The 22,444-nt window shown below is 35.4% G+C and carries 28 protein-coding genes; 16 read left to right on the top strand and 12 right to left on the bottom strand.

What is annotated here, in order from left to right:
* Position 1: 1 nt before the first annotated feature.
* A complete protein-coding gene (locus DLJ74_RS11390; RefSeq protein ID WP_054788632.1) occupies positions 2–211 on the bottom strand; it encodes a DNA-dependent RNA polymerase subunit epsilon in 210 nt (69 codons plus the stop codon).
* 31 nt (positions 212–242) lie between these two features.
* A complete protein-coding gene (locus DLJ74_RS20455; RefSeq protein WP_181397514.1) occupies positions 243–380 on the bottom strand; it encodes a hypothetical protein in 138 nt (45 codons plus the stop codon).
* Between the two features lie 332 nt (positions 381–712).
* Between DLJ74_RS20455 and DLJ74_RS11385 the strand changes: the two genes are divergently transcribed.
* The 4 genes from DLJ74_RS11385 to DLJ74_RS11370 are packed head-to-tail and all read left to right on the top strand — an operon-like array spanning position 713 to position 4,048.
* Entirely contained in the window at positions 713–1,231 is a 519-nt protein-coding gene (locus DLJ74_RS11385; RefSeq protein WP_109984526.1) for a PspA/IM30 family protein, read from the top strand.
* A gap of 14 nt (positions 1,232–1,245) precedes the next feature.
* A complete protein-coding gene (locus DLJ74_RS11380; RefSeq protein WP_109984525.1) occupies positions 1,246–2,274 on the top strand; it encodes a TFIIB-type zinc ribbon-containing protein in 1,029 nt (342 codons plus the stop codon).
* On the top strand, positions 2,271–3,041 hold the full coding sequence (locus DLJ74_RS11375; RefSeq protein ID WP_109984524.1) for a TPM domain-containing protein: 771 nt from the start codon (positions 2,271–2,273) through the stop codon (positions 3,039–3,041). The genes DLJ74_RS11380 and DLJ74_RS11375 overlap by 4 nt, the downstream gene beginning before the upstream one ends.
* A 29-nt stretch (positions 3,042–3,070) precedes the next feature.
* Positions 3,071–4,048, top strand: coding sequence for an SPFH domain-containing protein (locus DLJ74_RS11370; protein WP_109984523.1), 978 nt, complete (start codon positions 3,071–3,073; stop codon positions 4,046–4,048).
* Positions 4,049–4,148: 100 nt separating this feature from the next.
* Here DLJ74_RS11370 and DLJ74_RS11365 read toward each other — a convergent pair whose 3' ends face one another.
* The 3 genes from DLJ74_RS11365 to def form a co-directional block, all read right to left on the bottom strand.
* Positions 4,149–4,874, bottom strand: a complete 726-nt coding sequence (locus DLJ74_RS11365; RefSeq protein ID WP_425454582.1) for a cytochrome c oxidase assembly protein — start codon at positions 4,872–4,874, stop codon at positions 4,149–4,151.
* Positions 4,875–4,968: 94 nt separating this feature from the next.
* Positions 4,969–5,457 carry a DUF2243 domain-containing protein gene (locus tag DLJ74_RS11360; RefSeq protein ID WP_054859577.1) on the bottom strand — a complete coding sequence of 163 codons (489 nt, stop codon included), beginning with the start codon at positions 5,455–5,457 and terminating at the stop codon, positions 4,969–4,971.
* A 402-nt stretch (positions 5,458–5,859) separates the two neighbouring features.
* A complete protein-coding gene (gene def / locus DLJ74_RS11355) occupies positions 5,860–6,414 on the bottom strand; it encodes a peptide deformylase (RefSeq protein WP_109984521.1) in 555 nt (184 codons plus the stop codon).
* A 193-nt stretch (positions 6,415–6,607) separates the two neighbouring features.
* Here def and DLJ74_RS11350 point away from each other — a divergent pair, with 193 nt between their 5' ends.
* From DLJ74_RS11350 to DLJ74_RS11325, 6 genes are all read left to right on the top strand, one after another.
* Positions 6,608–7,252, top strand: a complete 645-nt coding sequence (locus tag DLJ74_RS11350; protein WP_109984520.1) for a YkyA family protein — start codon at positions 6,608–6,610, stop codon at positions 7,250–7,252.
* Positions 7,253–7,769: 517 nt separating this feature from the next.
* Positions 7,770–8,852, top strand: coding sequence for a pyruvate dehydrogenase (acetyl-transferring) E1 component subunit alpha (gene pdhA / locus DLJ74_RS11345; protein WP_109984519.1), 1,083 nt, complete (start codon positions 7,770–7,772; stop codon positions 8,850–8,852).
* Positions 8,853–8,855: 3 nt separating this feature from the next.
* Entirely contained in the window at positions 8,856–9,833 is a 978-nt protein-coding gene (locus tag DLJ74_RS11340) for an alpha-ketoacid dehydrogenase subunit beta (protein ID WP_054788638.1), read from the top strand.
* Positions 9,834–9,863: 30 nt separating this feature from the next.
* Positions 9,864–11,144, top strand: a complete 1,281-nt coding sequence (locus DLJ74_RS11335; RefSeq protein ID WP_109984518.1) for a dihydrolipoamide acetyltransferase family protein — start codon at positions 9,864–9,866, stop codon at positions 11,142–11,144.
* Between the two features lie 2 nt (positions 11,145–11,146).
* On the top strand, positions 11,147–12,556 hold the full coding sequence (gene lpdA, locus DLJ74_RS11330) for a dihydrolipoyl dehydrogenase (protein ID WP_109984517.1): 1,410 nt from the start codon (positions 11,147–11,149) through the stop codon (positions 12,554–12,556).
* A 73-nt stretch (positions 12,557–12,629) separates the two neighbouring features.
* Positions 12,630–13,487 carry a polysaccharide deacetylase family protein gene (locus DLJ74_RS11325; protein ID WP_109984516.1) on the top strand — a complete coding sequence of 286 codons (858 nt, stop codon included), beginning with the start codon at positions 12,630–12,632 and terminating at the stop codon, positions 13,485–13,487.
* Between the two features lie 44 nt (positions 13,488–13,531).
* Here the strand turns inward: DLJ74_RS11325 and DLJ74_RS11320 are convergent, their stop codons facing one another.
* Positions 13,532–15,004: an aminotransferase class I/II-fold pyridoxal phosphate-dependent enzyme gene (locus DLJ74_RS11320; protein ID WP_054788639.1), complete on the bottom strand. Its 1,473-nt coding sequence runs from the start codon at positions 15,002–15,004 to the stop codon at positions 13,532–13,534.
* 140 nt (positions 15,005–15,144) lie between these two features.
* Between DLJ74_RS11320 and DLJ74_RS11315 the strand changes: the two genes are divergently transcribed.
* Positions 15,145–15,414: a UPF0223 family protein gene (locus DLJ74_RS11315; RefSeq protein ID WP_054787620.1), complete on the top strand. Its 270-nt coding sequence runs from the start codon at positions 15,145–15,147 to the stop codon at positions 15,412–15,414.
* Here DLJ74_RS11315 and DLJ74_RS11310 read toward each other — a convergent pair.
* A complete protein-coding gene (locus DLJ74_RS11310; protein WP_054859570.1) occupies positions 15,409–16,026 on the bottom strand; it encodes a DUF1054 domain-containing protein in 618 nt (205 codons plus the stop codon). The genes DLJ74_RS11315 and DLJ74_RS11310 overlap by 6 nt on opposite strands.
* A gap of 144 nt (positions 16,027–16,170) precedes the next feature.
* On the opposite strand from DLJ74_RS11310, the gene DLJ74_RS11305 reads away from it, so the two are divergent.
* Positions 16,171–16,974, top strand: coding sequence for an inositol monophosphatase family protein (locus tag DLJ74_RS11305; protein WP_109984515.1), 804 nt, complete (start codon positions 16,171–16,173; stop codon positions 16,972–16,974).
* Positions 16,975–17,047: 73 nt separating this feature from the next.
* Here the strand turns inward: DLJ74_RS11305 and DLJ74_RS20450 are convergent, their stop codons facing one another.
* Entirely contained in the window at positions 17,048–17,221 is a 174-nt protein-coding gene (locus DLJ74_RS20450; protein ID WP_245902313.1) for a DUF5325 family protein, read from the bottom strand.
* 99 nt (positions 17,222–17,320) lie between these two features.
* On the opposite strand from DLJ74_RS20450, the gene DLJ74_RS11300 reads away from it, so the two are divergent.
* Positions 17,321–17,698, top strand: coding sequence for a YlaH-like family protein (locus tag DLJ74_RS11300; RefSeq protein ID WP_109984514.1), 378 nt, complete (start codon positions 17,321–17,323; stop codon positions 17,696–17,698).
* 69 nt (positions 17,699–17,767) lie between these two features.
* Here the strand turns inward: DLJ74_RS11300 and DLJ74_RS11295 are convergent, their stop codons facing one another.
* The gene (locus tag DLJ74_RS11295) at positions 17,768–17,974 is read right to left on the bottom strand and encodes a YlaI family protein (protein WP_109984513.1); all 207 of its coding nucleotides are present in this window, start codon (positions 17,972–17,974) and stop codon (positions 17,768–17,770) included.
* 131 nt (positions 17,975–18,105) lie between these two features.
* Here DLJ74_RS11295 and DLJ74_RS11290 point away from each other — a divergent pair, with 131 nt between their 5' ends.
* Positions 18,106–18,357 (top strand): hypothetical protein, encoded by a 252-nt coding sequence (locus DLJ74_RS11290; RefSeq protein ID WP_109984512.1) that lies wholly within the window; start codon positions 18,106–18,108, stop codon positions 18,355–18,357.
* Positions 18,358–18,380: 23 nt separating this feature from the next.
* On the opposite strand, the gene DLJ74_RS11285 is transcribed toward DLJ74_RS11290, so the two are convergent.
* Positions 18,381–18,971: a YhcN/YlaJ family sporulation lipoprotein gene (locus DLJ74_RS11285; protein ID WP_109984511.1), complete on the bottom strand. Its 591-nt coding sequence runs from the start codon at positions 18,969–18,971 to the stop codon at positions 18,381–18,383.
* A 128-nt stretch (positions 18,972–19,099) separates the two neighbouring features.
* Positions 19,100–19,561, bottom strand: coding sequence for a hypothetical protein (locus DLJ74_RS11280; RefSeq protein ID WP_109984510.1), 462 nt, complete (start codon positions 19,559–19,561; stop codon positions 19,100–19,102).
* 161 nt (positions 19,562–19,722) lie between these two features.
* Between DLJ74_RS11280 and DLJ74_RS11275 the strand changes: the two genes are divergently transcribed.
* Together DLJ74_RS11275 and DLJ74_RS11270 are read left to right on the top strand one after the other, a co-directional pair.
* Positions 19,723–20,004 carry an Fpa/YlaN family protein gene (locus tag DLJ74_RS11275; protein WP_054859567.1) on the top strand — a complete coding sequence of 94 codons (282 nt, stop codon included), beginning with the start codon at positions 19,723–19,725 and terminating at the stop codon, positions 20,002–20,004.
* 112 nt (positions 20,005–20,116) lie between these two features.
* Positions 20,117–21,349, top strand: a complete 1,233-nt coding sequence (locus DLJ74_RS11270) for an FtsW/RodA/SpoVE family cell cycle protein (RefSeq protein WP_109984509.1) — start codon at positions 20,117–20,119, stop codon at positions 21,347–21,349.
* On the opposite strand, the gene DLJ74_RS11265 is transcribed toward DLJ74_RS11270, so the two are convergent.
* A complete protein-coding gene (locus DLJ74_RS11265) occupies positions 21,346–22,260 on the bottom strand; it encodes a COX15/CtaA family protein (protein ID WP_281269922.1) in 915 nt (304 codons plus the stop codon). The genes DLJ74_RS11270 and DLJ74_RS11265 overlap by 4 nt on opposite strands.
* Positions 22,261–22,444: the final 184 nt, after the last annotated feature.

Here is a 22,444-nt window from a genome sequence, read left to right as displayed (position 1 = left end):
TTTAGGCATTCTCCAACTGGAAGAATTCTGATTGTTGTTCATATGCAAGGTGTTCATCATCTAATAATTGGATAAATTCGATGTTGTAATTTCTTTCTTTTATTAACGTACGTACTTCACGTTCATTGTTTGCACGTACGTATATACTTTTCGTATTCTCGCGTACGGGTATTTCACTTGCGTTCTCTTGATATAGTACTTTATATACCATTTTATCTCTCCTTCAACTTTACATACTTGTATTATTTTTCTTTCGAATCCATAGTTCGTTTAAGCTTTGTATCAAATTTAGAACGTTGCATTGTAGTTGGTACACGTCTTCTCAAGACATCTCGCCATCGTTTTTTTAGTTTTTCCTTCAAACGTTTAAGCATAGTCACTTCCAACTCCTTCCTAATTGATTAGAAAAGAAAAGCAAGTACTCAATGAACCGATCCAATCCCTATTACTTATTAGTATAGTATGATTTCAGTTATTTTGAAACAAAAAAGCTAAAATCTCTAAAAATAATTTTGTGATATGGTTCAAAATAGGGTGTAATAAGTGGCGTTGCATAGTGGTCATTATTAGCATTTACAAACAAAAATATAACTATGCAAAACTTTTGGAAGAATTATGCTAAAAGCAGCTGTCAGGAATTTCTGAAAAATGAAACAAATTTCTATCTTTTTCGTATATACTAGAGATAGTACTGCAGAGAGGTGAAAGAGGTATGGGGATCTTTAAAAGAATTGGCACTATTTTAAAAAGTAATATCCATTCCGATAAGAATAAGATGATCGAGGTTCAAAAAGATATGGATCAATTAATACGTGAGCTAAAAGCCAAAGTAGAGACTGCTCAAGTCCAGTTAGGCAGAACAGAACAACAAGTATTGGAGCTTGAGAAAGACATTGCTAAATTTACTCGCTATGAACAAAAGGCAACAGATGCTTCGATGGAGGCTTCCTTCCGTATGCAAAAAGAGACTGCCAAAAGCAAACTTGACCACCTGCTGATAGAGCGAACAGAATTACAGCAAAAGCATGATAACTTATTAAAAGCTTTCCAGGGACTTCAATATCGCCAGAGTGAAAGTATGCAATACTTAAAGACATTGAGTACGGAAGCACAGACAAAGAAAAAAATAGCTGATTTATCTAATGAAATGCAAAGTTATGAAAACCAAGTGAGAAGAGAGCTAGCAGAAGCAGAAGCATTGCTTGAATTACGAAAGGATACAAATTATTAGAGGGGATGAAAGGGATGCTAGTACATTATAAATGTCCTAGTTGTGGCTCAGATATGGCATTTGACAGTGAAACAGGCCATTTGAGCTGTGACAGCTGTGGAAGAGAAGAGCATGTTGATACATATGATGATATTTATATAGAAAGATCGTTCGAGGAAGATGAAGCCAAAGAGTACCAGTGTGAAAACTGTGGTGCAGTTGTATTAACAGACAAGGATACTACGGCAACCTCCTGCAGCTTCTGTGGTGCTGGGGTAGTGCTTGCAGACAGGTTGTCAGGGGATTTAGCACCTGTTAAAGTTATACCGTTTACTATAAGTAAGGAAGAGGCAATGGAGGCTTTTAGAAAATGGTGTAAAAACGGAAGATTAACCCCAAAAGGTTTTATGACTGCAGATCGAGTGAAAGGCATCACTGGTATGTATGTTCCATTTTGGATGTATGATTTAGACAATGATGTTGAGGTAAAGGCGACTGCAACAAAAGTTAATACTTATACGCGTGGAGAATATCGCTATACAGAAACCCATTATTACAGGGTAGAACGAGATATTGATGTTAGCTATCTAAAGGTACCAGTTGATGCTTCTGAAAAATTAGATGATACTTTAATGGATAAGCTGGAACCTTATCATTACGAGGAATTAAAAGCATTTAAAACACCTTATTTAGCTGGATATTTAGCTGAAAAATATAATTACACAGATAAAGAATTATTTGGTAGAGTTAAAGATAAAATAAAAACATTTATAGACTCCTATATTTCCTCAACCATTACAGGATATTCTTCTGTTGATTACCACCAGAAAAATATTCGCACAACGCAAAGAAATAGTTACTATGTATTGTTGCCAGTTTGGATGGTTTACTATGATTTTGATAAACAAGAGCATACATTTGCAATGAATGGTCAAACAGGTAAAATTGTTGGTAAACCACCACTTAGCTATCAAAAGGCCGCGATCTGGTTTGCAAGTATTGCTGGCGGATCATTTGTCGTTTTAAAAACGATTGCGTTACTGTTAGGTGGTGATCTAATATGAGAATAAGTAAAAAAGGTCTAATATCTATTCTGTTTTTAATACTGTTCTCCTTTTTAACAATTCCTGTCAGTGCGGAAGAACAGTATATTTATGATGAAGCAGATCTATTTAATGCTGATGAACAAGAGGAATTGGAGAAGCTTGCGAAACAATACAGTGAAGAAAATGAGTTATCATTCCTTGTTTTAACAGAGAATGATCTTGGTGGAAGAGACGTAGTACAATACACAGAGGATTTCTATGATGAAAATGCACCAGGATATGATAAAAAACATGGAAATACGGTTATTCTTACTATCGATATGAACAAAAGTGAGGTTTACTTATCTGGCTTTGGAGATAAACAGAAATATCTTTCTGATTCGAGATTAGATGAAATAAGAGAAAAAATTACGCCATATCTTAGTGCAGACAACTTCTTAGAAGCAACCAAGCAATTTTTTAGTGAGGTGCCAGTTTACCTTGGAGTAAATCCGATCATTAGTCCTGATAGTATTTTTCTAAAAACTTGGTTTCAGTTATTGCTTGCTGTTTTAATTGGAGCAGTTATTGTAGGTGCAATGATCTTTAATATGGGTGGTCGTGTTACAGTGAAGCATGAAACCTATGTCGATCCGAAAAACTCTCGAGTGGTAAACAGGAAAGATGTATATTTGCGAAAAACAGTTTCTAAGACGAAAATCCAGAAAAACAATAGCAGTGGTAATGGTGGTGGAGGGGTGACTAGTGGTGGTCACTCTCATACAGGAAGTCGTGGAGGCTTTTAATAGAACAATAGAAAGGAAAGGTGTTATACATGTTTGATTTTTTTAAGGGGCAACTTTCAGATGTCATTGAATGGAATGAATTCCGTGAGGATATGATTTTTTGGAAATGGAATAATGATGAAGTAAAAAAAGGAAGTAAACTGATTATTCGTCCTGGTCAGGATGCCATCTTTTTTGATCAAGGGAAAATTGAAGGTGTCTTCAAGGACGAAGGAGAATATGAAATCGAATCCGAAATTGTTCCTTTTCTGTCTACATTAAAAGGCTTCAAATTTGGTTTTAATAGTGGCATGCGTGTAGAGGTGCTTTTTGTTAATACAAAAGAGTTTACGGTGAAGTGGGGAACGAAAAGTGCAATAAATATTCCAACACAGCAATTACCTGGCGGAATGCCAATTAGAGCGAACGGAACATTTCAATTCAAAGTAACTGACTATGTCAAATTAATCGATAATATAGCTGGAGTAAAAGATAATTATCTAGTGGAGGACATTCGTCTAAGAATAACTAGTATTCTAGATCAGTTATTAATGAAGTGGATTACAAAAGAAGGAAAAGATATGTTTAACCTGCAAGCTAATTCCTTTGAAATAGGCAAAGGAATTCAAGAAGATTTAGATATGCAAATAAATAGTGATGGATTTGAAATTACTCGTTTTACTATTATGAGCTTTAATTATCCAAAAGAAATTCAAGATATGATTACTAAATCTGCATCTCATAGTATGATTGGTGATATGAATCGTTATAAAGAGGTAGCCTTCACTGATGCGATTTCAGAAGGTAAATCAGAAGGTGGTAATACTGCAACAGACATGGCAGGTATGATGATGGGGATGAACATGGCACAGGAAATGGTCAAAGGGATGAATCAAAATAATTCAAGCACACCACAATCATCTCCCGCTAATAATGGAAATAACGCGATCCCTAATTTTTGCCCCAATTGTGGTAATAAAACAAGTGGCATGAATTTCTGCGGTAATTGTGGCCATAAATTGGCATAATCGAAGAAACATACATTTATAACAGGCTCTCCTTATGGTGGACAGATTGAAAAATAAAATCTGTACCTACCTTAGGGAGAGTTTTTTGAATCGAAAAAAGTTAATATGAAATGAAACAATTACTGAATATAGCTAGTCTAGTTCGAGGTCGGGTTGCTCTAAACCACTGTAAACAGAGGATGAAGATAATAACAATGTCGATGATATCCCCTCCATAATACATGACCATGCCCCCAAGTTCTGCTTGATTTATAGTTACATGGTTAGGTGGATGTGCATAGATGTATTTTGATAGAATACCGTGTCCAGTTAAGGCAACACATAATACAATCGCGCGATACAAAAAAGGAACACGATGGGGCATTGGATCGATATAGAACATGGATATTGTAAATAAATAGCCAGCTAAGAAAACATGGACATGCACTATTAGGTGCAATAGAAAATAATCATGCATAAGCGAGTATAGACTAGTAGTATATAACAACCAGAGTCCTCCTATATTCAGAACGGAAGCAATAATCGGGTTGGTAAGCATTCGCGAGAGTCTACTTCTTAGCATTTTGGAAAGTCTTCTTGCTATGGGAACCGTGAGTGTTCTTAGCATAAGTGTCATCGGTGCAGCAAGCGCCATCAGCAATGGGGCAAGCATGCCTAAAAACAAGTGACCAAACATGTGGGCTGTAAAATCTACAAGTGCACGGTTAGCTAAAGGGCCTGCAACGGAAATAATTGCGAAAAGAACGCCAAATATCCAACAAACAGTGCGATATAACGGCCAACGCTTGTGACGCCGGTTGGAGACTATGACAGCCAAGATATACATAACCAAAGTTAAAACAAACGGTAGCGCCAATAATATTTGAGGTATCAACTGCTCTTGAGTAAAGAAGTAAGCTCCATCGATATGAAGAATGTAGTTATTGAGGTTCATCTGAAACCTCCTTCGCCTGTTGTTTATTACTTTTAATGAGACTGAGTCCTATTACGATCATTACAACAGCTAGCACATTCCATATCAGGTCATAGATGATGACATTCTCCACATAACGAATCTGATGTATCCGCATCAATTTGTGTTGAATAATGCCATCATATAACTGGAACCCACCTGCTCCGATCAATACTCCTCCCCACCACTTAGTGATCCATAGTCCGTTCCGCCTTCGAAGATCAGCATAGATAAACAAGCCACCAATAGTCGCAAACCAACTAAAAGCATGAAAAAAACCGTCGGAAATCAGTCCAATATCGGTTGTGGATTTGTCATAAAAGTGATGCCACCGTAATAGTTGATGAAAAATTGTTTCATCTAAAAAAGCCACAATACCGATTCCAAATAAAATTCCAGCCCACAGGTTACGATTTGAGTAATAAAACCGATTGTCGTTTTCGTTTTTAATAGCCATTTTATACTCCTTTATTACTTTATTATCTTATATAAGTGTTTCCTCTTTCTACAACCTGTAAACAACTGATAAATAGGATCGACCCAATTATTTTTGCTGTACTATAGAGCTTCCGAATGGCTAAATAGTAATTGTCATAAATAGAAACTAGTGAGCAAGGTATACTTGGATTAGAATGGCAATGGAGAGATTTTGAAGAATATTTGTTCTAATAAAGAAATAAACGATTTGAAGGAATTATCTTTTTAAATACTGAATGGGTTATATAGAAGGTTATAACAGAGGGGATAAAAAGAAAACGTTTGGTTAAAAGGGGAGGGGGTTAACCACTCCCCATCAAAGAACCTTTTTTAACAAGCTTTTAAATGCTCGTAGTAAGAGCTTTAAGTGATAGCTATTACCTTATTGGTCACATGCTATAGTATTATCTGGAATGAAGAATGGATCGCCTTTATTAATGTGATCATAGAACATCACTCCATTCAAATGATCAAGCTCATGTTGAAACACAATTGCAGCATAGCCTTTTAGTTTTAATTTAACTTCATTTCCATTTAAGTCAGTTGCTTTTAATGTGATCTTTTGATAACGAGGCACATAACCTGGTACTTCTCTATCAACTGATAGACATCCTTCACCATTGGATAAATAGGTCTTTGCTACAGAATGGCTGACGATTTTAGGATTAAATAAACCATAGCTATATTCAGCTCCATCGAAATCCTGAAAATGGACAGCAAACATTCTTTTAGAAATTCCGATTTGTGGTGCTGCAAGCCCCACTCCTGGACGTAAATCATATTTTTTTGCTAATTCTTCATCTTGGCTATTTTTTAAGAATTCAAGCATGGATTCCAAGATATTCTTTTCTTCTGCTGTTGGAGGAAGCTCTACATCGGATGCTACTTTTCTGAGGATGGGATCTCCCTCGCGTATAATATCCTTCATTGTTATCAATTATAACACCTCTTTACATTTCATCTTATCCTATATAATACATAATGTCAGGAAAAAAATATAGAAAAACAAACAGTAATCACTTGTGATTTCAATAAATAATCACCAGAAAGTAATTTTTTTGGAAACTATTTATGTTATAATAATATAGTTGTAATTAGAGGAGAAGAATTGTTAAAAGGAGTTTTAGTAGATGAAAAAAATATCATTTTTATTCATTTTGGCTGCATGTATACTTGTTGCTTGTAGTGGGGATTCAGTTGCGAATAAAATGTATGAGCATTTGGAAAAATCAGTAGAATTAGAGCAGCCTTTTGCAGAACAACAAGAATCGTTTGCAGATTTAGAAGAGAAAGAACAAGAAGTTTATAATCAAATCATTGAACTTTCCTCAGACCAGATGGACGAAATTACAGACTTAAGTGAGCAGGCAATTACGAATATTAATGAAAGAAGAGAGCTATTAAAAAAAGAAAAAGAAAGCATTGATGCAGGAGAAAAGGAATTCTCTAAAGCAAAAGAATTGGTCAAGGATTTAGAGGATGACCTTCAAGGAACGGCAGAGAAAATGGTGAAAGCTATGGAGGAAAGATATGCTAGCTATGGAAATTTAAATAAAGCTTATCAATCCTCATTAGATGAAGATCAGAAGCTATATGAACTATTTACAAAGGAAGAATTGACCGAAGAGGAATTGCGAAGCCAAATAGATAAAGTAAATCAAACGTATGAAGAAGTAATTCAATTAAATGAAACCTTTAATAAACAGACAGATACATATAATGAATTAAAAAAGCAATTTTATGAAGAAACTGAAATGAATGTTGTGTATGAATAAGCCTTCGAGTTAACTCGAAGGTTTTTTTGCACATTTTGGAATTTTTAAATTCAGTAGAGAAAAATTTTGCCGAAGCTATGATTTATACTCCAAAGTATTGAAAAAATATGATGTTTTTTAGTGCAGCAATGTAAGCGGATACTAAAAAATTGCTTATATCGCCTTTATTTTGCACGAATAAAATAGTACAGATATAATTTAATAATGAAACAGTTTTAAAAAAGTGAGATACTTTTTTCTGTTAACGAAACATAGAAAAACACAAAAAAATTATATTAATTGTTGCAAAGTGTTTGACCATCTTCGTTCAATAGGCTAAACTATACATGAATAAAAATTGTACCAATTTGATTTTTTAAATCATATGTAACAGATGTTCTTGACCCAAAATTGATTAGTAGTAACGATAGCGGGTAAAGCAATAATGATGACTTTGGTACAGATTTTTTAATCTTTTGGGAAAGCTATTTTTGATAAATTACATTTTGGGGTTATAGAAAGGAAGAGGTGAATCTTTTTGAAGCGTACAGTCGAAAATATCGAAGAACAATTTGAAACGTTTCAAATTCTGAATGAAGAAGGTAAAGTTGTTAACGAAGATGCAATGCCTGATTTATCAGATGAAGAATTAAAAGAACTTATGTATCGAATGGTTTACACTAGAATCCTTGATCAACGTTCTATTGCGTTGAATCGTCAAGGTCGTTTAGGCTTCTACGCACCTACTGCTGGACAAGAAGCATCACAATTAGGTACCCAATTCGCTCTTGAAAAAGAGGATTTTATATTGCCAGGATATCGTGACGTACCACAATTAATTTGGCATGGGCTGCCACTCTATCAAGCATTTTTATTCTCTCGTGGACACTATCATGGTAATCAAATGCCTGAAGGTGTTAATGCATTAAGTCCACAAATCATTATTGGTGCACAGTATACACAAGCTGCAGGTGTAGCAATAGGAATGAAAAAACGTGGAGCAAAATCAGTTGCAATAACTTATACGGGTGATGGTGGTACATCACAAGGTGATTTCTACGAAGGAATTAATTTTGCCGGGGCTTATCAAGCACCAGCGATTTTTGTTGTACAAAATAACCGTTTTGCAATTTCTGTGCCTGTCGAAAAACAATCCGCTGCTAAGACATTAGCTCAAAAAGCAGTTGCAGCTGGCATTGATGGTATTCAAGTTGACGGAATGGACGTTCTAGCTGTTTATGCTGCTACGAAAGAAGCTAGAGAACGTGCGGTAAACGGTGAAGGCCCAACATTGATAGAGACTTTAACTTATCGCTATGGTCCACACACAATGGCTGGGGATGATCCAACACGCTATCGTACGGAAGATATGGACAACGAATGGGAGAAGAAGGATCCAATCGTTCGTTTCCGTAAGTTCCTTGAGGAAAAAGGATTATGGTCAGAAGAGGAAGAAAACAAAGTAATTGAAAAAGCAAAAGAAGAAATCAAAGCTGCGATTAAGAAAACAGATGAACAGCCTAAACAAAAGGTATCTGATTTAATCAATAATATGTACGAAGAGCTTCCAGCACACTTGCAGGAACAATTAGAAGAATATGAAGCAAAGGAGTCGAAGTAAACGATGGCTCAAATGACAATGATTCAAGCAATTACTGATGCTTTACGAGTTGAACTTAAAAATGATGAAAATGTATTAGTGTTTGGAGAAGATGTTGGTCAAAACGGTGGGGTTTTCCGTGCTACAGAAGGTCTACAAAAAGAATTTGGCGAAGAACGTGTATTTGATACACCACTTGCAGAATCAGGAATTGCCGGAATTTCGATTGGTTTAGCAACACAAGGCTACCGTCCTGTTCCTGAAATTCAATTCTTCGGCTTTGTTTATGAAGCAATGGATGCTATCAATGGCCAAATGGCACGTTTGCGTTATCGTTCTGGAAATACGATGAATGCTCCTATTACGATTCGTTCACCATTTGGTGGTGGGGTTCATACACCTGAGCTTCATGCGGATTCTCTTGAAGGCTTGGTAGCACAACAACCTGGTTTAAAAGTTGTCATACCATCTTCACCATATGATGCGAAAGGTTTATTAATTTCTTCTATTAGAGATAATGACCCAGTAGTATTCTTGGAACACATGAAGTTATATCGTTCCTTCCGTGAAGAAGTGCCTGAGGAAGATTATACAATCGAATTAGGAAAAGCTCAGGTGAAACGCGAAGGTACTGACGTAACATTAGTTGCATATGGAGCAATGGTTCATTCTGCATTGAAAGCAGCAGAAGAACTAGAAAAAGACGGAATTCAAGCGGAAGTTATCGATTTACGCACAGTCATGCCAATCGATTTTGAAACAATTGTGCAATCCGTCGAGAAAACAAACCGTATGGTAATGGTGCAAGAAGCACAAAGACAAGCAGGATTAGCGTCCTATATTGTATCAAATGTACAAGAACGTGCAATCCTACATTTAGAAGCTCCGATTTTGACAGTAGCTGCACCAGATACTGTATATGCTTTTACACAAGCAGAAGAAGTATGGCTTCCAAATTATAATGATATTATCGAAAAAGCAAACAAAGTCATCAATTTCTAATGAATTAATACTGGACGGGAGGTCAATAGAATGGCTTTTGAATTTAAATTACCTGATATTGGAGAAGGTATCCATGAAGGTGAGATCGTAAAATGGTTTGTTAAAGCTGGCGAAGAAATTAAAGAAGATGATGTGCTATGTGAAGTGCAAAATGACAAAGCCGTTGTCGAAATTCCATCACCAGTGGACGGCACCGTGAAGGAAGTACATTTTGAAGAAGGATCTGTCGCTACAGTTGGTGAAACAATTATTACTATTGATGCAGAAGGCTATGAGGGTGAAGAAGGTTCTGCTGAAGAATCAAAACCAGATGAACCAAAAGAGGAAAAGCCTGAGCAACAAGAGGAAAAGAAAGAAGAATCACCAGATACTGAAGCGTCTAGTAAGGATCCAAATAATCGAGTAATTGCAATGCCATCTGTGCGAAAATATGCACGTGATAACAATGTTAACATTGCAGAAGTTTCTGGAACAGGCAAAAATAATCGTGTTTTAAAAGAAGACATTGACGCCTTCATTAATGGTGATCAAAAAGCAGAAGCATCTGCAGATCAACCAAAAGAGGAAGCAAAAGCAACAACAACACCAGCTGCTAAGCCTGAAGGTGAATATCCAGAAACACGTGAGAAAATGAGTGGAATTCGTAAAGCAATTGCTAATGCGATGGTTAATTCTAAGCACAAAGCTCCACATGTTACATTACATGATGAAGTTGATGTTACAGCACTTGTTGCTCACCGCAAAAAATTCAAGCCTGTTGCAGCAGAGCAAGAAATTAAGTTAACTTACTTACCATACGTAGTAAAAGCCTTAGTTTCTGCATTATCTAAATACCCAATCTTAAATGCTTCCATTGATGATGACACTGATGAGATTGTGCAAAAGCATTATTACAATATTGGAATTGCTGCAGATACAGAGAAAGGTTTACTAGTACCAGTTGTTAAGAATGCTGATGCTAAATCTATCTTCAGTATTTCTAAAGAAATCAATGAGCTCGCAGTTAAAGCAAGAGAAGGAAAACTTGCTCCAAATGAAATGAAGGGTGCTTCTTGTACTATTTCTAATATCGGTTCTGCAGGTGGACAGTGGTTTACTCCAGTAATTAACTATCCAGAAGCTGCCATTCTCGGAATAGGTCGTATAGCAGAGAAGCCTGTTGTAAGAGACGGCGAAATTGTTGTTGCACCTGTTTTAGCATTATCATTAAGCTTTGATCATCGAATCGTTGATGGTGCAACAGCACAATTAGCATTAAATCAAATTAAACGTTTACTTGAAGACCCACAATTAATTATGATGGAGGGGTAATAATGGTTGTTGGAGATTTCCCAATTGAACTAGATACGTTAGTAGTTGGAGCGGGACCAGGAGGATACGTTGCAGCAATTCGTGCAGCACAAACTGGTCAAAAGGTTACTGTAGTAGAAAAAGGCAATGTTGGTGGAGTTTGTCTAAATGTAGGCTGTATCCCATCCAAAGCGCTAATCCAAGCAGGACACCGTGCTGAATATGCTCAAGGTGATGAAACAATGGGCATCAAAACAGAGAATGTTTCCGTTGATTTTTCCAAAGTACAAGAATGGAAAGGCTCTGTTGTTAAAAAATTAACTGGTGGAGTGGAATCACTTCTTAAAGGTAACAAGGTAGACATTGTAAAAGGTGAAGTGTACTTTGTTGATAAAAATACAGCAAAGGTAATGGATGACAAAAATTCTCAAACTTATACCTTCAAAAACTGCATTATTGCAACAGGTTCTACACCAATTGAATTACCAACATTCAAGTTCTCTGATCGTGTGCTAGATTCTACTGGAGCATTGAATTTAAAAGAAGTACCGAAAAAATTAGTCGTTATTGGTGGCGGATATGTAGGTACCGAATTAGGTTCAGCTTATGCAAGCTTTGGAACAGAAGTAACCATTATTGAAGGTTTAAGAGATATCTTAAATGGTTTTGAAAAGCAAATGAGTGCACTTGTGAAGAAGAAATTGAAGAAAAAAGGTGCAACAATTATTACAAGTGCCACAGCTAAAGGGGTAGAAGAAACCGATAATGGTGTGAAAGTTACTTATGAAGCAAAAGGAAAAGAAGAAACAATTGAAGCAGATTATGTATTAGTAACCGTTGGACGTCGCCCTAACACAGCTGAAATAGGCCTTGAACAAGTTGGAATTGAAATGACTGAAAAAGGACTTATTAAAATCGATAAGCAATGTCGCACAAATGTAGAAAATATTTATGCAATTGGTGATATTGTGGAAGGTCCACCGCTTGCGCATAAAGCTTCTTATGAAGGTAAAATTGCTGCGGAAGCCATTGCTGGTGAAAATGCAGAAATTGACTACAATGCGATTCCTGCTGTTGTATTCTCTGATCCAGAATTAGCATCAGTTGGCTATACAGAGGAAGAAGCAAAAGAAGCAGGTTATGATGTGGTAGCATCTAAATTCCCATTTGCAGCAAATGGTCGAGCACTCTCGTTAAATGCTGGGGATGGTTTTATGAAGCTAATCACTCGTAAAGAGGATGGTTTAATCATCGGTGGTCAAATTGCAGGTCCAAATGCTAGTGATATGGTTTCTGAAATTGGTCTAGCAATTGAGGCAGGCATGACAGCTGAAGATTTAGCTTTAACCATTCATGCTCACCCAACACTAGGTGAAATTACGATGGAAGCTGCTGAAGTAGCAATTGGTTCACCAATTCATATCGTAAAATAAATGGATAAGAGTCTGCCTAGCAGACTCTTTTTTCTAGTCGTTTATGTAAATTGTTGTAAAGTGAGGGATCTTTATGAAAAAGGGAATCTTTTTAGCTATAATCGTATTTGTTTTGATGCTTCTTTGTAGCTGTAGTAATGAAAATAAATCGTCTGAAAAGGAACAAGATAATATAGCTTCTTCAAACGAAGAGGTAATGGATAAAACAGAAGAAAACAACAAAGATGAACAGGATCCACCTGTAAAGTCAGATTCTGCTCAGGACTCAGTAGAAGAGTCTAATCACCTTGTTCAAAAAGAACCACTATACATAATAAATGATGTTTGGTTTCTAGAGCCAATTAAGGAAGGAACAAACGAAAAGGTCGTTCTTTTGACGATTGATGATGCACCAGATGACCATGCACTAGAAATGGCAAAAACCTTAAGTGAATTAGAAGCACCTGCGATTTTTTTTGTGAATGGCCATTTCCTTGAAACAGAAAAGAAAAAGAATACTTTAAAACAAATTCACGAGATGGGATTCGCAATTGGGAATCACACGTTTAATCATCAAAATTTAACAGAAGTAGATGAAGAAATACAAAGAGAAGAAATATTATCACTCAATGCTCTAATTAATGAAATTATTGGAGAAAAACCACAATTTTTCCGAGCGCCAAATGGTGCCAACACAGACTTTGTGAAGAACTTAGTTGAAAAAGAAGGAATGCTTTTAATGAACTGGAGCTATGGATATGATTGGGTAAGTGAATACCAGTCAAAGCAGGCAATAACAGAGATTATGTTAAATGCTCCAGAGTTAAGAAATGGTGCAAATCTATTAATGCATGACAGACCTTGGACTTCCGAAGCACTCGCTGATATTGTAAAAGGCTTAAGGGATAAAGGATATGAAATAGCTGATCCTGCCACTATAAAAACTCCTTAACGTCCTATCACTTCATAAATCAAGAGCTGTAGAAAACTACAGCTCTATTTAAATGCTTTATGCTCTTTTAAAACTCTTATCATTTGCAAGCTTTCGTCCTGAAGACCTTGAACAGGTAAATTCGACTGTAAATTATGATAAATATATTGTAGGTTTTCTTCAGATATAATTTCACCAGGTATAAATATAGGTATTCCTGGAGGATATATCATAATCGATTCAGCACTGATTCTACCAGCGGAGTTCTTCAAAGGTATGACTTCATATTCCGCATAAAACGCCTCTCTAGGACTTACTGCTAAAATTGGAATATCGGGAACTTGTGCTTTTACAGTTGTATCGTTTGCTGAAGAATAATGTGTGTCCACTAAATGATTTAAAGCTGAAAGAAGGTACTTCATATCCTCTAGGTTGTCAGCAGGTGTAATAATACACAAAAGATTGTACATATCCGATAATTCCACTTCGATTTGATAATTCAAGCGTAGCCATATCTCTGCTTCATGCCCAGTAATTCCTAAATTTTTGACAGAGATAATAATCTTGGTTGGATCGTAATCAAAGGTCGCCTCTGTTCCAAGTAAGTCACTGCCAGGGCAATAGAGAGTAGGTATCTTATTTATTTCCTTTCTAAGATATCTGGCATTTTCGATTGTTTCAGATAATAAAGACATCCCATTTTGTACTAAGTACCTACGGGCAATATCTAATGAAGCAAGCAATATATAGGAAGTGGAAGTGGTAGTGAGCATAGACATGACTGTTTGGACTCTTTCATGATTAATCAAACCATCCTTCACATTTAAGACAGAGCTTTGTGTTAAAGATCCACCTAATTTATGGACACTTGTTGCTGCCATATCTGCTCCTGCTTGCATTGCCGATAATGGAAGCCTTTCATGAAAATGAATATGCACCCCATGTGCTTCATCTACTAGTACAGGGATCTGGTATTGATGGACAATTTCTACGATTTTTTTTAGGTCAGCAGCAATGCCGAAATAAGTTGGATTAATTACTAATACAGCCTTTGCGTCTGGGTGTGCTTCTAATGCATTTTGAACAGCGTTCGGTGTGATCCCGTGTGAAATTCCTAATTTATGGTCAAGCTCGGGATGAATAAATATCGGTACAGCTCCAGAAAATATAATAGCAGAAGAAACGGACTTATGAATATTTCTTGGTACTATGATCTTATCACCAGGCAAACAAACACTCATAATCATCGTCATAATAGCACCACTTGTACCTTGTACAGAAAAATAAGTATGATCCGCTCCGAAAGCTTCTGCAGCTAACTCTTGTGCCTCTTTTATAATATGACGAGGATGATGTAGGTCATCTAATGGCTCAATATTTATTAAATCAAGTGATAACGTATTCTCACCCAGGAATTTGCGAAATTTGGGATCCATCCCTTTTCCTTGTTTATGACCTGGGATATGAAAAGCGCGTGGATTTTTCTCTATATGTGCTTTTAAACCACTGAATAGTGGTGTTTCATTTTGGGTTAACATCTATGATTGTTGCTCCTTTTACACGGAAAAATAATAAAACAAAATGTATTATAGCAAATTGATCGTGCAATAGCTAGCTTTTATGATAAATTTATGAATTATGCTAAAATAGGAATAGATATAGTTAAAGAGGTGTTTTTATGAATTATAGTTATCCACTTAATGAAAGTTGGTCAACAGAGGAAATTATTGATGTTGTTAATTATTATTCCATTATTGAAAAAGTCTATGAAAAAGGTGTAGCGAAACAGGATTTGATGCTTGCTTATCATCGCTTTAAACAAATTGTTCCATCAAAATCGGAAGAGAAGCAATTAGATCGACAATTTGAAAAGCAATCAGGTTATGTCCCGTTTCGCGTCATAAAAAAGGCGAAGACATTGGAGCAGCATGAGATCGTTAATTTATAGCAGAGATGACTTGTATAGCGGAGCTAATGTTTGAATAATGTCTTTCACTTCTTGAATAAATACCTTTCCGTCTCTTAAAATCGGGTCATCTGCTTTAAATTGTCGTCCAATTAAAAATTCACCTTTTTTCACATTCTGAAATCTTTGCAGGGCCTTTTCTAAATTTATGTGTTTTAATGATTCTGCTTTGTTTTCCATGTGGTCGAGAGAGACTTGGTAATCTACTGGTACGGTGCTTTTTATATCATCTATTTCATCCAAAAATTTCTTGGCAATTTCACTTTTGTGTGGTAATTCATAGATATAGGCTAACCAAACAAAAACATGATCATGCCACAATCCAACTTGAAAATGTGGGTGTTTTTTGTAGCCTCTCTTATTATGTGCATAAGCTGACCAAGTGTCTTTTGGCGGATTAACTGTTCTACGAGCATGTCGGGCTATATGAAGGTACATATCTTGGCCAACCGCTTCTTCTAGGTCAGAAATAATTTCTTCACTGATCTGTTTGAATTTCGGTTGAATTCGCTTTTGGATGGCTTCCATTCTTTCATCTAGTCCCTCTATTGTAAATGTATCAAAATCCTTTGCTTCGAAACCTGAAAAAGTCATATCTGTCACCTTCCTGATTAATTTAACATAATTATAATTTTATATTAATTCTAATTTGATTGCAACTAATACTGTTCTATTTTCAATTTTTCTGAATTTTTGCTAAAATAGAAGCTACTGATATTTTGGAACGGAGGAAATGCAATGAATGATGCCATCCGAGAAGAGCTACTAATCAATACAAAGAAATGGATATACCAAGCTGGAGATAACATTCGTGAACAAATGGAGCAAGCCTTCAAAATCGATACAAAATCAAATGCAAATGATCTCGTAACAGATGTTGATAGAGCTACTGAGCAATTTTTTGTGGAGAACATAAAAGCCAATTACCCAGATCATAAGTTAATAGGAGAAGAGGGTTATGGTGATAAGGTGGAATCACTTGATGGCATTGTATGGATTATAGATCCAATTGATGGCACGATGAATTTTGTTCACCAAAAAAGAAATTTTGCTATTTCTATTGGGATTTATCATGACGGTATTGGTGAAATTGGTCTCATTTATAATGTAATGGATGATGTGCTTTATACCGCTGTTAAAGGACAAGGGGCTTACCGAAATGATACTAGACTAAAACCGCTGAATGATGAGGTTCGTTTAGAAACAAGTATTATTGCCATGAACAGTATAATAGCTTGTGAAAATAAACGCATCAATGAAAAGAAAATACAACAGCTGATTATTGATAGTAGGGGAACGAGATCCTATGGTTCAGCGGCGCTAGAGTTTGCTTTTCTTGCAGAAGGGATTATAGATGCATATTTAACGATGCAGCTCGCGCCTTGGGATTTTGCAGCAGGATTTATCTTAGTTAATGAGGTAGGTGGCATTACCGTTCAGGCAAACGGTAATCCAATAGATTTACTGCATAATAATACAATTTTAACCTGTAATAAACAGATATACGAACGTTTGATGAATGATTACATTGAATTAAAATAAGGCAAATTATATTGTACATAAAGAATTCGAATTAGATCATATCCTGATGAACTAATTCGAATTTTCTTTAACTTTAAGCATTTGTTTTTTTCTTTTGGGCTATACCATATCCCATTAGCAAAAAGCCGAGAATAATGGATCCAACAATAACCCAAATATTTCTTAGGGCAATTCCAACCCCTGCTGCAGAGAAAGATAGGATAACAAATATTGCTAAAAATAATTTTGACCATTGAATCGTAGACAATTTCGACACACCAACCTTAACAATATTCTCATTTTACTAGCATATCATATTCTTATTTAGTATGATAGAGATTATGGAGAGAAATAATGGAGGTTAACAATGAAGACGGATATGGTTATCGAAGTACCTAACAATCTTTGGCCAATTGCAGACTTTTTTATGAGAGATTTAGGGACAGAAGTAAATATGGCCAATGATGAAGAGATGGGCCTTTTAATTAGAGGATTTTTCTTTTTATACTTAACTGTTGTCGTATTCGCAATTATTGCATATAAGTTCGGATTTGCGAAGAAACTATCACCTTTAAAATCATTGATCATTTATATACTACTGTTTATTGGAATGTTCTTCTTAACGCTGATCTTTGGTCTTAATTTACCATTAGCAGAAAGTTTATTTATAATAGCGATTGTGATGGGAGTTTATCGTTTAAGACTCCATCAAGAGCGGAAACATCAACCACAAAATGATCATTAATCCATCTTAATGTACGACTTGAAAAAGCCTGGGACTCCCAGGCTTTTTCTATTTTAGCTATAGCTATCTTTAAGAGAGAAATTCATCCTTTACCTTTTTATTTTGGTATAGACGAAAATTTCCTGATTGTTTTCTTGTTTTTGTCTTTTTTGTAATTCGCTCATGACATGATGGGCACATATACGTATGAATTAATCTATTTCTAAGCTTTTTTGCTTGTGGGCAGTCATTATCGATTCGATTGATTTTATCACAGATGACACATTTTACCCTCATTCAATCACCTCTGGTCACTTTTATAAAACTTTCTTTTTTTATTGTAACATATTTTGTCAGACCTAAAATGTTTTAGTTAGTTTTGATAGGGTATATAACTTATAACAGAAGGTAAGGAGAGGGTGAGAGAAATGAATAAAAAAATCACAAGTGCACTCGGTGGAGCAGCTGTTGTCACATTATCCTATGCGTTGATGGGAAAATCGAGAAGGGCTCAAATAAAAAATAAATTCCAAAAAATATCTGATTCTCTAAGAAAGAAGGATACAGATTTGCCGATTAATTCTGCAGGACATCCAGAGGATTCTAGCTTAGAAAATGCAGAAATGGTTTCTGAAGGTTCCCAATATGGTGTAAACTATTACAATAAAGCAAAACAATAAGAAAGGAAAAAGGATCGTTAGCATTAACGATCCTTTTGATGATTAGATTGCTCATCTGTAATATTTTCTAATTCCTGATCTTTTTCTTCGTCCATTTTTTGCTTATTTTGATCTATTTTTTCGGACTGTTTTTCGTTCAATGGAATTTCAGGAATTAATCGACCAGTAATATTGGATAATTCCTCAGTAATTGCCTCAATTGGATGGCCCTGCTGTATTTTATCTCCAATTCCTTTCAATCTTTCATGCATATCTGGATCTGCAACAATAATGGCATTTTCTCCGTATGGATCATGCTGTATAGCTTCTAGCACCGAAAATTTAATGGAACCTACCTCGGAGCGATCAAGGTCTTCATTTACGTCAATACTTATGATTACGCCGCGATTAGTGATGAGTGCTGTTGCGTCATTGACATCGGGCACTTGACTTGCCACATTTGCTAGGTATTTCGCTTTATCTTGGTTACTCATATTTTCTTGTTGAGCTGGATCAGAATTTTGTAGCTGTACCGTTCCTAAATCATTTTGTTCATTCGTTTGACTTTCCTGTTGTTGCTGACCACAGGCTACCATAAAAAATAAAACGAAAGCAATTGTTATATATTTCACCATAAAAAATAACCTCCTCTTTATATGAATATTTTTCGTTTTATGTTTGAAAATATACATACACTTTTAGAGAAGGTTGTCAGATGATAATGGCTTTTTAGTTAAAAGCTGTAGATACGTTATATTAAATATTATAGTATGTGGATGACTTTAAGTCCTTTTATGGGAGCCTCTTGATTAGACCCATCACCGAATAGGAAATAGGCAGGTCCATTTTCTTTAATTTGTTTACCTTCGATCGAGAATAGAAGCAAGCCAGAATTCAGTTGATCAATCGTAATATCGATGACTTCTTCTGATGTTTCTAATTGAACAGATTCAGTTTCCTCATTTATTTCTGCATTACCAATAAAATCGTATATTGGCATTACATAAGATCTATGTAATAATTCATCTTTATTATATTTCTTAATACTATTGTGTACTTGTGGCTTGACTCGATTACTATCTTGTCCAGAAAATTCTTCCTCATTTTTTTCTATAACCTTATCCTTGAACGCATCTTCTAACAGAATTTTTCGATCATCAAAAATCCAAACACTAGGGTCCAATGTAATTGGATATTTTACATTTCCCTTAATTTGTATAATCAAATTTATCACCCCTATATAAGAATAGCAGAGTGGAATAAAAAATGCATGAATGTGAATTAATAGAATAGAATATTAGTAAACAACCTTGTATTATCTTGCAATTTTCCTTTATTCACGATAATATAAAGTATAGAAGTAAGTTTTTGACGGAGGGGATTTTTTTGATACCTGATGTGGCGGTTAGTAAAGAAGAGCAGGCATATGCACTTCTAAAGGCTGATGCAGATAAAATTTTACAGTTGATCAAAGTTCAAATAGATAATTTAACGATGCCGCAATGTCCTCTATACGAAGAAGTATTAGATACACAAATGTTTGGTTTGTCTAGAGAAATTGATTTTGCCGTTAGACTTAATCTAATAGATGAAAAAGACGGAAAAGAATTGCTTGAGAATCTAGAGAGACAATTGAATGTATTGCATGAAGCATCACAAAAAGTATAATATTTTTAATTAGGAACTTTGCCATATTGGCAAGGTTTTTATATTTTATGATAGAATAGAGTATGTAGTAAATCAGTAGACTACTATATTTAAAATATAAGAGGTATTCATTATGAAGCCAAAACGGAAAACTTTTGATTTTATCTTAATGTTACCACCCCTATTGTTAGCTGGATTTGGAATAGTGATGGTATATAGTGCGAGTATGGTAACTTCTTATTTAGAGGGAGAGCCAGCTTATGAATTAATGCTAAAACAAGCAATGTGGTTTGTAATTGGATTAGCAGGATTTCTATTTGCCTGTTTTTTTAATTATAAATTTTACCATAAGCTGACTAAATGGATTGTTTTATTATTGATTATTTCTTTATTCGCAGTACTTTTGTTTGGTGCGACTGTTAATAACGCAAAATCATGGATATATATCGGTTCATTTTCTATTCAGCCATCCGAATTTGTTAAAATTGGCATCATTATCTATCTTGCATCTGTTTACACGAAAAAACAAGAGCAGGAATACATAGGTGATTTTTTTAAAGGGGTTTTACCACCTCTTATTATTACTAGTTTATTAGTTGGGCTAGTAGTGCTTCAGCCAGATATCGGTACAGGTGCGATCATATTCGCCATTGCTTGTTCCGTTATTTTTAGTTCAGGGATTAAATTTCGCCATCTGTTTGTCTTAATTTCCATAGGATTTACAGTTTTAATTGCGCTTGGAATCCATATGTTAACAGATGAAAAAATATCACGATTTACCGGAGCCTACCAACCATTTGCCGATCCAGATCATGGTGGATACCAGCTCATTCAATCCTATATCGCGATAGCTACTGGTGGGATTTCAGGTTCTGGAATAGGACAAGGTATTCAGAAGCTAGGATATTTAACTCAAGCGGAAAGTGATTTTATCATGGCGGTCATCGCCGAAGAGCTAGGTTTATTTGGAGTATTATTTGTAGTAGTGAACATAGCTATCATTGTACTAAGAGGACTGTTTATTGCAAAGCAATGTGAAAACAGGTTTGGAGCTCTGATAGCAATTGGTATTTCATCCATGTTCGCCATTCAATCCATTATAAATTTAGGAGCAATAAGTGGATTATTACCAATTACTGGAGTGCCATTACCATTTGTTAGTTATGGTGGAACATCATTGGTTGTATCATTATTTTCGGTTGGTATTCTAAACAATATAGCAAGACATGTAAACTATAACCGAAATCTTAAGGAATTGACAACAGAAGAAGAAAAACAACCATCTGCTAATCCTTTTAAAACGAAAAATAAAAGAAAAATAGCTCAATCTACGAGAAGAATCAATACAAAAAAGGCAAGACCTTAATTGGTCTCGCCTTTTTTTGTGCTTCTGTAAGATAGAAGTAGATAGTAACACAAAAATCCAAAGTATAAAGTAATTACTAGAGCATGTAAGAGAGCAATCATAAGGTTAGCTCTTGTAAAAATAACGAATGCACCAAGCAATACTTGAAAAGTGATGAATGTAGTCTGAATGATCCATCCTTGCTTCATTACTTTAAAATCTGAATATTTTTTCAAAATAGAAAATAATAATACCCAAGTCCAAATAAACGCAACCCCAGCTAACACACGATGAATCATTTGTGCCCATTGACCAAGGTGATAATCAATGGAAAAGGGAGTGCTGTTGTCACAAAATGGCCAGCTCGGGCATGCTAGACTTGAGTCTAAATGTCTTACTAGTGCCCCTGTGTATACAACAATTAGAATATAGATAGTTAAATATAGAAACTGACGTCTAAAAACTGGTGTTATATGTAACGAATCCGCATCAAATTTTTGATCAATTTCAAAAATTAAACATGTCAGAAGTAAGACAGCAGCAAAGGATATTAGTGATATTCCAAAGTGTAATGCTAGGACAAAATCCGATTGAGGCCAAAGGACAGCAGCGGCACCAATTAACCCTTGAAGTACTAAAAAGAAAAAGGATATGAAGGCTAAAAATTTCGTTTCACGAATGTGTCCGTAAAATTTCCAAGACAAAATCGATAAAGCTAATACCAATATTCCAGCAAGCCCTGAAACTAGTCGGTGACTTAATTCAATGAACATTTCTTTCGACCATTCCCCATAACAAAATGGCCAATTCGCCCCACAGCCCATTCCTGATTCTGTTTTCGTAACTAATGCCCCACCTACTAATACGAAAATCATACATAATGTAGTAATAATAGATAAAACTTTTAATGACTTAATCATTTGTTTACTCATAAATTCACTCTTTCCAATCTCCTGTGCATGGATTATAATGGCATCATAGCATAATGATACAAAAAATGACATAAAATTCTTGCAAAGTCTTTAAAGATTATGCTAGTAATTATATAGTGTGTGAGATTATGTTGTAACTCACCATTTTCCTATAGTAAACCCTGTCATGAATCATTATTATATC

Source organism: Gracilibacillus dipsosauri, assembly GCF_003176895.1.
GTDB lineage: Bacteria > Bacillota > Bacilli > Bacillales > Amphibacillaceae > Gracilibacillus > Gracilibacillus dipsosauri.
Note: the sequence above shows the minus strand (reverse complement) of the source record. Positions and strands in the feature narration are given on the sequence as shown.